At 76.7% G+C, this 12038-nt stretch carries 7 protein-coding genes; 2 read left to right on the top strand and 5 right to left on the bottom strand.

Annotated features, from left to right (window positions below; translation table 11 throughout):
- Positions 1-15: 15 nt before the first annotated feature.
- Positions 16-414 (bottom strand): DUF3499 domain-containing protein, encoded by a 399-nt coding sequence (locus tag Q0195_RS04205; protein WP_299274986.1) that lies wholly within the window; start codon positions 412-414, stop codon positions 16-18.
- 107 nt (positions 415-521) lie between these two features.
- On the opposite strand from Q0195_RS04205, the gene Q0195_RS04200 reads away from it, so the two are divergent.
- Positions 522-956, top strand: coding sequence for a metallopeptidase family protein (locus Q0195_RS04200; RefSeq protein ID WP_299274983.1), 435 nt, complete (start codon positions 522-524; stop codon positions 954-956).
- Between the two features lie 68 nt (positions 957-1024).
- Complete coding sequence (locus Q0195_RS04195; RefSeq protein ID WP_299274980.1) at positions 1025-3877, top strand: hypothetical protein; 2853 nt, start codon at positions 1025-1027, stop codon at positions 3875-3877.
- On the opposite strand, the gene Q0195_RS04190 is transcribed toward Q0195_RS04195, so the two are convergent.
- The 4 genes from Q0195_RS04190 to Q0195_RS04175 all read right to left on the bottom strand — a co-directional run bounded on the left by Q0195_RS04190 (position 3874) and on the right by Q0195_RS04175 (position 12034).
- Positions 3874-5097: a hypothetical protein gene (locus Q0195_RS04190; protein ID WP_299274977.1), complete on the bottom strand. Its 1224-nt coding sequence runs from the start codon at positions 5095-5097 to the stop codon at positions 3874-3876. The genes Q0195_RS04195 and Q0195_RS04190 overlap by 4 nt on opposite strands.
- A 9-nt stretch (positions 5098-5106) precedes the next feature.
- The gene (locus Q0195_RS04185) at positions 5107-6879 is read right to left on the bottom strand and encodes a glycosyl hydrolase family 28-related protein (RefSeq protein ID WP_299274976.1); all 1773 of its coding nucleotides are present in this window, start codon (positions 6877-6879) and stop codon (positions 5107-5109) included.
- Between the two features lie 104 nt (positions 6880-6983).
- Positions 6984-8582 carry a DUF5719 family protein gene (locus tag Q0195_RS04180; protein WP_299274974.1) on the bottom strand — a complete coding sequence of 533 codons (1599 nt, stop codon included), beginning with the start codon at positions 8580-8582 and terminating at the stop codon, positions 6984-6986.
- On the bottom strand, positions 8579-12034 hold the full coding sequence (locus tag Q0195_RS04175; RefSeq protein WP_299274973.1) for a glycosyltransferase: 3456 nt from the start codon (positions 12032-12034) through the stop codon (positions 8579-8581). The genes Q0195_RS04180 and Q0195_RS04175 overlap by 4 nt, the downstream gene beginning before the upstream one ends.
- Positions 12035-12038: the final 4 nt, after the last annotated feature.

Here is a 12038-nt window from a genome sequence, read left to right as displayed (position 1 = left end):
GCTAGCCGCTCCGGCTCAGTCTGCCTCGCCGCGCAGCACGCGAAGGTGCCCGCGGCGGCCCACCTCCGGCTCGGGGAGCCGGTGGGTGACCGGCGCCGGCGCCGTGCTGGGGCGGTCGGCCGGGAGCGAGGGGCCCGGCCGTGCCTTGGAGGCCTCCCGCACCGCCTCGGCCAGCGCCTCGATGTCGTCCGGGCTGGGCGGGGCCGGCACGAACTCGGTGGCGAGACGGACCACCTCCCAGCCGCGCGGGGCGGTGAGCCGGTGGGCGTGCTCCTCGCACAGGTCGTAGGAGTGCGGCTCGGGGTGGGTGGCCAGCGGCCCGAGGACGGCGGTGGAGTCGGCGTACACGTAGGTGAGGGTCGCCACGGCCGGGTTGGCGCAGGCGGCACGCGTGCAGTGGCGGAAGACTCTCACGCCCCCGACCGTACAACGTCCCGCCGACGCACCCGGCCGGCCACGCCGGAGTCGGTGCCGCCCTGCCCTCCGGCGGCGGCAGCCCCACCGCGCCGTAGCATCGAGGGGTGGACGACCCTCTCCTCCCCGCGATCCCGGCCCGGCGCACCGCGCGACGCCGCGACCGCCGCGGGCGCGGCCTGCGCGGGCCGCTGCTCCCGCCCACCCTGCCGGGCTGGCGCACCCGCGCCGAGGCCTTCGACGACGCGGTCCTCGCCGCCGTCCAGCGGCTGGAGAAGCGGTGGGGGCGGCAGCTGTCGTCGGTCGAGTTCGCCGTCGAGGAGGTGCCCCCGTCGGACCCCAGCCCGTGGGAGCGGGACGCCATCGCGCTGGGCCGCTACTTCCCCGCGGACCCGGCGGCCGGGCTCGCCGACCGGATCGTCCTCTACCGCCGGCCCATCCAGTCGCGCTGCGAGAACTCCACCGAGCTGGCGATCGTCGTGGAGGAGGTGCTGCGCGAGCACGTCGCGCACATGCTCGGCCGCGACCCGGAGGACCTGTGACACCCGCCGCCGCGACACACGTAGAGTAGGGCGGTCGCCGAGCCGCCGCCGAAGGGAGCCTGCCCGGCATGGAGCCGCCCCGCACCCCGGACCCCGAGGTCTCGGTGATCGTGACCTGGTCCCCGGACACCAACCCCTCCTCGGCCGGGCCGACGCTCGGCTCCCTGGAGCGGCAGGACGTCGAGGGCCGCGTCGAGGTCCTCATCGTCCCGCCGCGCGACCACAGCGTCCCCGAGCCCCCGTCCGGTGCCACGGTGCTCCCGCCCCACGAGGGCACCGTCGCCGACGGGCGGAACGTCGGCCTGGCCGCGGCACGCGGGCAGCACGTGCTGTTCCTCGACCCGGGGACCGAGCTGCCCACCGACGCCCTGCGGAGGCTGCTGCAGCGGGCCGACGCCATCGACGTACCCGCGCTCGTCGGTGAGTCGGAGCGAGCCTCCCTCACCGACGGCCAGGGCGCCGACACCGTCCCCGTCCACCGCTCGGTGGCGGCCTGCCGCACGGTGTCCGGCAAGCTCTACCCGCGAGACTGGCTGACCGGGCTGCGCTTCGACCCGGACAGCCTCGACCCGGACCTGCTCTTCAACGTCCGGCTCCACACCCCGTTCGTCCGCCGCTTCTGCAGCTACCGCCTCGTGCCGGTCCCCGCCGACGGTCGCCCGGTCGCCGGGCCCGGCCCGGAGGACCACCCGCCGGAGCGCGTGGCGCGGGAGATCGCTCGCCTCACCTCCGGAACGCAGCGTCACCCGGGCGACCGGGCCCCGATCGTCCAGCTCGTGGTCGAGCACTACTCCGTGTTCCTCACGCCGCGGCAGGCGGCGGCCGCCGACCCGACCCGCTCCTCGGGCTATGCCCCCGCCTACCACGCGGGACCGGTGCGCCGCCGTCTCCTGCTGCTCGCCGGCAGCGCCCGGTCGCTCAACCTCCTGCGCCGGCAGGTGACCTTCCTCCGCTCGGCAGGGGTCCAGGTGAGCACCGTCTGGCACCACGGAACGCTCGGCCCCGCGTTCCGCAGGACGCAGAACCTCCAGCTGAGCACCGTCGCGGACCCGGTCGGCACCACCGCAAGGGCCCGAACCGGTGCCCTGCGCAAGCTCCAGCGCCTGCGGACCTCGGCCGTCCGTGCGGCGCAGGCCGCCGCGCCGCACCTGCGCCCGGCGGCCACCGCGATCCGCCTCGCAGCCACCCGGCAGCGCTCGGAGCTCGCCGCCCTGGCGGCCGGTGCCGACGTGGTCGCGGTCGACGCCGCCGGCACCGACATCGGCGGGCACGCCGGCCTCACCGTGCGCCCGACGGATGCCCTCCACGTGATGGTCCTCGAAGCGGCGGCTGCCTCGGCGGACCTCACCGGTCGACAGGCGGAGGCCGTGGCGACGTCGGCGCAGGAGCTGGCGACGGCGAGGGCGGCCGTCCCGTCGCACCTGTGGGTCCTCACCGCGTGGCGGCTCGTGCGCAAGGTGCACCTTGCCGAGGCCCGCACCGTCGTCGCGAGCGCCCGGCAGGCGGGGAACCCGTCCGCCGAGCTCGACCTCGTCGAGCACATCGCGCAGGCGATCGAGAGCGCGTCGCTCCGGCCCGAGGACGTCTCCGAGGTCGCCGGACAGGTCATGGACGCCGCCGACCGGGCCCTGGCCGAGGGGGACGTCGACCACGCCGCGTTCCTCGCCAGCGCGGTGCTCGAGCTCCTCCTCAACCCGGAGGCGACCACCAACGTGGCCGCGCCCCCGGTCCTCGCCGACCCCGAGGCCCTGTTCGCACCGCTGCGCCGCTCCCGCACCTGGCAGCTCCTCACCGGACCGGTGGAACACCCGGTGACCGACGCCCCGACCGGCCGCGCCGGTGCACGACCGCGGGTGCTGCTGCTGCCGGGTGCCTACCCCCGCTTCTGGCGGATCGTGGCGAACGCACTCGAGGGCCACGCCGACGTCGACGTCCTCCAGCTCGCGTCGATCCGCCCGGCCCTGGCGAGCACGGGCCCCGACCCGCGCATCGTGCGTGAGCGCCTGCAGGCGAGCCTCGGCACCCTGCCCGAGGCTCCGGCGGACGTGCGGGAGCAGCTCGCGGCCGCCGACGTCGTCTTCGCCGACTGGGCCGACAAGGGGGCGGTGCTCGCCAGCCTCTTCGTGCCCCCCACAGCGCGGCTCGTGGTGCGGCTCCACGGGGTGGACCTGCTCTCGCCCTGGCAGCACCTCCTCGACTGGAGCCGGGTCACCGACGCCATCTTCGTCAGCGAGCACATGCGCCGCGCGGCCCAGTCGGTGCTCGGCGAGCAGATCGCACACGTGCGCTGCCACGTCATCGGCAACGGCGTGGACTTCGACCGGTTCACCCCCGAGCACAAGGGGGCCACCGCCCACCGCACCCTCGGCCTCGTCGGGTGGGCGCAGAAGGTCAAGGACCCGATCTGGGCCCTGGAGGTGCTCGCCCTGCTCCGCCGGCACGACCCGCAGTGGCGGCTCAAGCTCATCGGCGCGGACTTCCCCGCCCGGCCGCGTCGACTGTCCGAGCACCGCTACGCCCAGGAGTTCCGTGCCCGGGCCCTGGAGCCCGACGTCGTGGGGGCGGTGAGCTACGTCGGCTACACGACGAACCTGCCCGCCCACCTCTCCGACGTGGGTTTCGCGCTGAGCAGCAGCCTGCGGGAGTCGTGGCACGTCGGAGCGGTGGAGATGGTGGCGGCCCAGGCCGTGCCCGTGTTCCGCAACTGGCCGGCCTTCCGGCACCTCGACGCCGTGGGTGAGCTGTTCGGGCCGGAGTGCGCCGTCGACACGCCGCAGGAGGCGGCCGAGCGCATCCTGGCGTCCGCTGACCGGGACGTCTGGGAGCGGGAGTCGGCGGCTGCCCGGGAGCGGTTCCGGCAGCGCTTCGACCCACGCACCCTGGAGGACTCCTACCGGGCCGTCGTCCTCGGCGAGGCCTAGGAGACGGGCACGGCAGCGGACTCGGACGTGGCGAGCTCGGCGAGCACCTGCTGGAGCGCCGACAAGTGCTCCACCGGCGACCGGAAACGGATGCCCTCCATCCGGCTCAGCGAGCTGCCCTCCTCCACGATCGCCCATACCGGGGTGGAGCTGCCGCGGTAGTCGCTCCACTTGGAGGGGAGGAACGGGTTGACGGTGCCGCCGGGCGGGGTGACGGCGTCGTTCACCAGGAGGACGTCCATGCGGTCGGCGAGGTTGAGGAACTCCAGGTAGGGCACGTACGGGTTGACGCGCACGACGTCGGCGAGCCCCGCGTCCCCGACCGACTCGGCGAGCTCATCGACCTTACTGGTGAACACGTGGACGAGCAGCCGGTCCCGCAGCCCGCGGGGCAGCCCGGCGAGCGCGTCGAGGAGCAGCCCGACCCCGCGGTTGGCGTAGAAGTTGCCGAAGTAGCCGATGTTCACCCGGTCCGGGTCCACGGCGTACTGGCTACGCACCAGCCCGTAGTAGGAGCGGGGGAGGGTGGGGTGGGGCGAGACGACCGACACCTCCGCTGCCCGCCGGGCGAGGCGCGGGTCGTGGCAGCGCTCGAGCATGAAGTCACGCTGGAGCTCGTTGGTGAAGATGATCCGGTCGGCGAGCGCGAAGGTCACCACCTCGCACCACTCGTTCATGTTCTCGTTGTCCGGCAGCGCGAAGCCCGCCGACTCGACCCAGGACGGCACCATCTCGGCCAGCCGGTCGTCCCCGACCGGGGCGACGCGGGCCGCGCCCAGGACGTCGTGGGAGAGCGGGTCGGAGAACTCGGCCACCCACGTTGTCTCGGGCCGGGCGTGCTTGTACCGGCCGGCGAGGAAGTGGGACGCGGCGAACTGGGCGCGGCTGTAGACGCGCTCGTAGCGCCCCTGCTCCGCCTCCCAGCGCAGTGCCACGTCGTAGCCGCGCTCGGCGTAGGTCGAGATCGACCGCCAGGAGGAGAACGCGGACGGGGTCCGCAGGGCGGTGAACCGCCGCACCAGGTCCCCGCCGATCTGTGTGAGCGAGCTGTCCTGCTGCCGGATGGAGTCCATCGCGTTGGCGATGACGTCGACCGGCTCGCCGCGCTCGCGTACCCGCTTCGCGGCGACGATGCCGGCGGTGTCGCTGTACGGGGGGAAGCAGTACGAGGCGACGAGCGTGCGGGCGTGGTCCTGTGCTGCCGGGTCTGGTTCGCTCACCGCCCCAGGTTACGTCGAGTCCACACGGCGCCGGCGGGCGAGGGCCAGGGCGCCCGCGGCCACCGCGGCGAGCAGCAGCACCCCGCCGCCGACGAGCAGACCCACCGGCGCGCCGTCGTCACCGGTCGGCTCCGGTGAGGGCGCGGGCGGGGCGGAGGTGGCGTCGGCGCCGGTGCGGCGGGCCAGCTGGTCGAGGTAGAGCGACCGGGGCTCGAGCCGGTCCCCGTCCCCGACGTGCTCCACCCAGTCGCGGGGCTCGGTGCCGGCCCCGCCCGGGTTCTCCACCCGCGCGCAGTCGCCGGTGCCGCTCGTCCCGATGACGTAGCCCCAGCCGTACTGCCTGCTGACCGCCAGCCGGCCCCGGGTGCAGTCCTCCCCGGAGACGTTCCACATGACGCTCTCCGTGGCGCTGTGGGCGTGGTTGCTCGCCCGGCGGTAGGTCATCTCCAGCGTGTCCCGCTCGACGGACAGGTTGTCGAAGAGGTTGGCCGCGCTGAGGTGACGGTGCAGCTCGGTGGCACGCTCACCGTCCACCGCCCGGCTTTCCAGGACGACGTTGCCGGTGGCCTGCACCCCCTGGACGAGGTAGTTGTGCCGGCCCCCCACGGCCACCGCGTCCCGCACCAGGGTGTCGCTGCCCATGAGGTGGACCAGGTACCCGTTGCCCCCGGCGCCCCGGTACTGCGGCCGCCGCAGGTCGACGTCACGCACGGTGATGTTCCGGGCGTCGCGCACGTAGATGCCGACCGAGAGCAGGTGGACGTCGTCCTCGTTCTCCGGCGGCCGGTAGGAGCGCACGCCCTGCACCCAGCCGTCGACGACGCCGTTGAACGTCACCGCGGTGGCCTGGTGCGCCTCGTGCCCGGCGGTGCCCCGCCGCTCGTGGTCCTCCTCCGGGTCCCGCTCGCCCCGCTCGGACTGCCGCATCCCGATGGCGAGGTCGGCCACCCCGCTGCCGACGAGCGGCTCGAGGACCGCGACGAGCCGCGCCTCGTCCCGGCGCAGCAGGGGCAGGCGGGTGGGGATGTCGATCTCCACCGTGTCGGCGGCGGTGTCGACCGCGGTCACCCGACGGTGGAGGACGAGGGCGTCGAGGGTGTCCTCGTCCCACCGCTGGTCCTCGGCGACCGGGTGCTCGGCCAGCCACTGCGCCGTCGTCTCGGCACGCACCACCACCCAGTCCCCCACCGCCAGGGACTCCGCGTCCGCGACGTGGAGGGTGCGGGTGGGGGTGCGGACGTCGCGCGTGAGCCGGAGGCCGGCCGCGGCGGTGTGCTCCTCGTGCCAGCTCACCCGGTCCCGGCGGTCGGGGGCGAGGAGGACGACGGCACGCTCACGCATGTCGCGCGCGGTGGCGTTGTACAGCCGCGTGGCCGCGGCCCCCGCACCGCGCAGCAGCACGCCGTCGTACCCGATGTGGAGCACCGCCCGCGAGTCGTCGGGCGGCTCGACCCGGTAGGTCCCCGCCGGCAGGTGCACGGTGCCGCCGCCGGCCGCGCCGACATCGTCGAGCGCGCGCTGGATCGCCGCGGTGGCGTCCTCCTCGCCGCTCGGGTCGGCTCCGTAGGGCGGGTCGGTGACGTCGACCACCGGACCGGGGACGTTCGCCGGCGGCTCCTGCCCGTACCGGTAGCCGGCGTAGGAGACGTCGGGCAGGAGGCGTCCGGCGTCGTCCGGCACCCCGGGCTGCCAGTCCTCGGGGTAGAGCTCACTGCGCAGCGGGGCGTGGGTGCCGACCGCCGCCGCGGACGTGAGCCCGGCGAGCAGGACCCACCCGAGCACAGCACGGGCCAGGCTGCCCGGTCTCCCCGCTCGCCCCATCGCGCCTCCGTCACCCGCGCTCCCTGGTCGCAGCGTACGGTCCGGCGCCGGTGACGGCACGCGGGTCAGCGCAGCGTACGCAGGGCGGGCGCCACGTCCACGGCGCGGGCCGAGTGCGGGTCCTCGGTGACGGGGACGACGGAGAGCAGGGTGCCGTCCGGTGCGGCTGCGCTGAGCGCCAGCGCGGCGTGGACCGGGCCGTCGGGGGCGCGTACCTCGACGGCGGCCACCGGCTGGTCGGCGAGCTCGCGGACCTGCTCGCGCAGGCTCGTCCCGGCGTCGAGCGTACGGGTGACCGCGGTGCCGCGGGTGCCGTCGGCCAGCACCGGGACGACCTCGACGGTGACGCTGTGGTCGGCCGGGTTCGCGACGACGAGAGAGACTCCCGAGACGAGCTCTGCCGGGACGGCGGCGACGCCCGCCGACAGCCCGGCGGTGGCCGGCGCCCAGGCGCGCTCGACCGGCGGGTGCTGCGGGTCGTCCGCCGCGCGGCCGACGGACGTCGACACGGCGGCCGCGGTGAGCGGACCGTCACCGCGGACGACGGCGGTCCATGCGCCTGGCGGCATCCCCGCCAGGGACACCTCCGCGACGGCACCGGGATCGACGACGAGGGCGTCCGCGCCGGGCACGGGCACGGGCCCGTCCTGCCCGAGCAGCTCGACCTGCGCCGTCACGGCGTCCTCGCCCGGGTTGACGATGCGGACGGCCGGTGCGTCCGGTCCCTCGCCGGAGGTCTCCCCGACGAAGACGCCGGGCATGACGACGGTCTCGGTGGGGGCGACGCTCGGGGTGAGGAGGTCGGTGCCGGCGGGGACGAGCCCGCGCAACCGGCTGTCCTGGACGACGGCCGTCACCTCACCGCCGCCGGCCTCGAGGTGGACGACGGGCCGGGGGTCGGCGGTGAGGGCCTCGAGCAGGACGACGCGCTGCTCGCCGGGCGGGACGAGGACCGCCCCCGCGGCCGACAGGTCGAGCGGGCCGGTGCTGCCCCAGCCGGTGAGGGTGACCGTCGCGGGCGTCGCGCCGGCGTTGGACAGGACGAGCTGGGCGCTGTGGCCCGGTTCGGTCGACCCGCCGACGATCCACGCCGACGCGGCCGGGGCGAGGCAGGGCGTGGCGGTGAGCCCGCGCAGGTCACCGGACTCGGTCACGGCGACGGCGGTCCCGCTGGCCAGGGCCACGACGTCGTCCTGCGGCTCGGCCGCGAGCCGGACGGCCTCGCGCATGGTGGCGTGCCCCAGCCGTGCCTCGCCGGTGCGGGACAGCTCCTCCCCCGCCGTCTCCCCGAGGCTCGGGTGCAGGGTGAGGACGCCGGGCTCGGCACCGTCCCGCGCGAGGGAGACGACGTCGAGCCCCGTGCGGGTGCCGGAGCCGGCGGGGTCGAACTCGTCGTAGCCCAGGTCCTGCCCGGCGAGCGCGGTGGCGAGCCGGGGCGGTCCCTGGCACACCTGGGTGACGGTCGTGGCGGCGACGGGGACGGCCGCGGGGCCCACGTCGACGGGGTCGGCCGGCCACGCCTCCCCCGCCACGGGCACGGCGACGGCCGCGGCGAGGAGGGCGCCTCCGGTCACGGCGGTGACCACCCGGCGGGTCCGGCGCCCGCGGCGGGCCGCGTCCCGCGCGGTCCGGCGGGAGCGGTGGGCGTCGCTCGTCTCGTTCATGCCATCGCCTCCCGTCGACGTCGTACCGGGACCGCGAGGAGCAGGGTGAGGCCCAGCCCGACGGCCTGCGCGACCCGCCACGGCAGCTGCCAGGCCGGCTCGTAGCCGATCTCGAGGTCGCCGGTGTGGGCCGGCAGCTCGAACGCCTGCCGCCAGCCGTCGGTGGTCGCGCGGAGCGGGTGCCCGTTGTACGTCGCTCGCCAGCCGCTGTCGGCACGCTCGGCGAGCACCACCCGGCGTCCCTCGGGACCGGCCGGCACCCGGGCGGCGACCGTGACGTCGTCCGCGGGCAGCGCCTCCAGGACCACCCCCTCGGCGTCGACCACGCGGACGCGTGCCACCGACTGGGCCGCGCCCGGCTGCCCCGCGGAACGGGAGGTCCGCCAGATCACCCCCGAGGCGTTCTCGGTGACCCGCTCCAGGCCCGCGGTGGCGTCGAGACGGGCGATGAGGTCCTGCCGCACGGGCGTCGACTCGGGGTCGGTGGAGGGCGGCACGAGGACGACACCGACCGCCAGCCGCCCGAGCTGCTCCCCCGCCTCGGGGGCGGTGCCGGTGGCGAGCTGGGCGACGAGCTCGGTGAGCTCCGCGGCGGCCGGGTCCTCGTCCGCGGGGGTGCCCGCGGCGGTCAGGCCGCCCGCGACGACGGCGGCCGCGGTGTCGGTGAGCTGGGTACCGGCCTGCCGCCACACCTCCGGTCGCACCGCCGCGCCGTCGACGTGCAACGCCAGGGTGCGCGCCCGGTCCGGCCCGGTCTGCAGCTCGCGGGCGACGGCCGGGACGGGCGGGTCCTCGCGTCCCGCGAGCGCCAGCAGGGCGGGGTCCGCGCCGCGGGTCTGGACGACGCCGGCGAGCCACGCGCCTGCGGTGGCGAGCGGTCCGAGCACCATGACCGCGGTGACGAGCCCGGCGCTGACCTGCCGCCAGCCGAAGCTGCGTTCGCGGAGCCACCGGCGCATCCCGTCACCGGCGGCGGTGGCCGCGACGAGCAGCCCGAGCAGGACCAGGGACGTCCCCGGACCGGCCCAGCCGTGGGCCAGTGCCGGCTCCCCGGTGAGGTCGGCGCCCACCGCGGTGGGGGTACGGGTGGAGAGGAGAGCGGTCGCCAGGCCGACGACCACGGTGAGCCACCCGGCCCGGACCGCGCGTGCCCGGCCGGTGCCGCGCAGGAGGGCGAGGACCGCGACGAGGAGGACCGCGGCGCCGCCGGCGAGGGCGAGGACGGTGGGCCAGGGGTCTCCCAGGTCGGTGAGCCGCGGCAGGGCGAGGGGCCAACCGAGGGCGGACAGCCACGCCGCACCCGGGTCGACGGCGAGCGGCACGCCCGGGTCCGCGACGAGCCGGCGCCACCTGCCGCCGGGCACGTCCGCCAGCGCCGCGGTGAGCAGCGGGCCCAGGACCAGGACGGGCGGCACCGCGATGAGCGCGAGCAGCCAGCGACGGCGGGGAGCGACGACCGTCAGGCCGAGGAGGAGGACGAGCGCCGCGGGCAGGAGGACCGGGGCGCCGGCGCAGGCCGCGGCCAGGGCGAGCCCGGAGCCCGCGGCCGCGGCGATGGACCCGCTCGTCGGGCGGGTGGGGCGGGTCTCCTCGGTGGTCGCGGGGACGGCCGTCGATGCCGCCGGCGCGATGGTGGCCGCGGTCTCGCCGGTCGCCCGCTCGGCGGCCTCGGCCGCTGCGCCGTCGTCGACCGGTGGGTCGTCGGCCGGGGTGCGGCGGGCGTCGGCGAGCCCGGAGCGGATGACGTCGCGCCGGTTGACCCCGACGGCCCGGGCCAGGCCGAGCGCGACCCACGGGAGGGCGACGTGGGCGAGGACCGCCCCGATCCGGCCCTCGCCGGTGCCGACGAGGAGGGCGGGGGCCAGTGCCCACACCGCCGCCGCCCACGCCCGCAGGAGCACTCCGCGGGTGGCGGCGCCGGCGGCGAACCAGGCACCGAGCCCAGCGAGCGGGACGGCGAGGAGGACCACCGCCGTCGTCAGGACGTTGCCGCTCGCACCGAGCGGGGCGAGCGGGAGCAGCGCGACGGCGAGGAGCGACAGCAGCGGGTCGGCAGGCCCCGGGTGCCCGAGGCCGGAGGCCACCCATGCCGACGTCGCCGCGTCCCACAGCTCGCGGGCGCCGGCGTCGAGGGTGGCGAGGGCGCCGCCGCGCAGCGCACCGGCCGTGAGGAGCGGGCCGAAGGCGACGAGCGAGATGGCGGTGAGGCCGAGGAGCAGGAGCCCGAGGGTGCCCCGGCGCCGGCGGGCGAGTGCGGCCCGCTCACGCATCTCCAGCTCGCTGGGGGCGGCGCGGTGGGCGCGCAGCGCGGCCTGGGAGCGGCGTTCGTCCCGTTTTGCGCGGGCGACGTCGCGCCAGGAGGCCCACAGCGGGCGCAGGTAGCGCAGCGGGACTGTCCGGGTGCGGCGGTGCCGGCGGCGGGCCCGCCAGATCGCTCCGGGCCGGACGAGCACCTCGGCGGCGGACCGCATCTCGGCCCCGACGAGCCCGATCTCCTTGGTGGTCAGGCGCCACAGCGCGCGCAGCGGCGCAAGGGCCAGGATGGTGAGGACGACGAACGGCACCCAGTACCACGGCGTCGTCGTGAGCCACACGAAGAGCTGGGAGCGGCGCCGGGCGGCAAAGGAGCGCCGCGGGTCGGGCGTGGTGGGGGCGACGGGGTGTGGGGAGGACAGGTCGCGCAGCCCCTGGTAGGAGGCCCGGGCGTGCTGGACCACCGCCGCGGGCACGAGGACCACCCGGTGCCCGGCCAGCCAGGCCCGCTGGCACAGGTCCAGGCCGTCCCCGAACGGTCCGAGCGACGGGTCGGGGCCGCCCAGCTCGTCCCAGACCGCGCGGCGGACGAGCGCGCCGGCGGTGCCGACCGCGAGCACGTCCTCCCGTGCGTCGTGCTGCCCCTGGTCGAGCTCGCCGTCCTCGATGTCGGGGACCCGGCGGCCCGTGGAGGTGGCGCGGACGCCCGCCTCGAGGAGGATGTCCGGGCGTGCCCAGTCGCGCTGCTTGGGGCCGGCGACGGCGATCGAGGGCCCGGAGTCACCGGCCCGGAGGAGCTCGGCGTGCGCGCGCCGGTCGGGTGCGGAGTCGTCGTGGAGGAGCCACAGCCACGGCTCGGGAGCCGGCGGCGGCAACTCGCGCCGGCGGGCCTGCTCGGCGCGGTAGGCCTCGTGGTCGGCGAGGGCCGCCCGGACGGCCGCACCGAAGGTCCGTGGGGCTGGGATGCGCAGCACCCGCACGGTGGAGACCTCGCGCAGGCCGGCGGCGTCGATCGCGTCGTGGACGGGCACGCCCGTACCGACCTCGCGGCCGGGTGCGCTGGTGTCGACGACGAGGACGGTGCCGACCGGGCGGGTCTGCTCCGCGAGGCCGCGCAGGGTGCGCGGGAGGTAGGGCGAGACCCCGGGGCTCACCACGACGGCCAGCGTCGTGGGCCCGCCGGCCTCAGCGTCCGCCATCAAG

This window comes from uncultured Georgenia sp. (assembly GCF_937958535.1).
GTDB lineage: Bacteria > Actinomycetota > Actinomycetes > Actinomycetales > Actinomycetaceae > Oceanitalea.
The sequence above is the reverse complement of the archived record's forward strand: the minus strand, read 5'-3'. Positions and strand labels throughout refer to the sequence as shown.

Excerpts from the sequence above, each read along its gene's own strand:
- Q0195_RS04195 (WP_299274980.1), top strand. The coding sequence starts at position 1,025 with ATGGAGCCGCCCCGCACCCCGGACCCCGAGGTCTCGGTGATCGTGACC.
- Q0195_RS04175 (WP_299274973.1), bottom strand. The coding sequence starts at position 12,034 with ATGGCGGACGCTGAGGCCGGCGGGCCCACGACGCTGGCCGTCGTGGTG.
- Q0195_RS04180 (WP_299274974.1), bottom strand. The coding sequence starts at position 8,582 with ATGAACGAGACGAGCGACGCCCACCGCTCCCGCCGGACCGCGCGGGAC.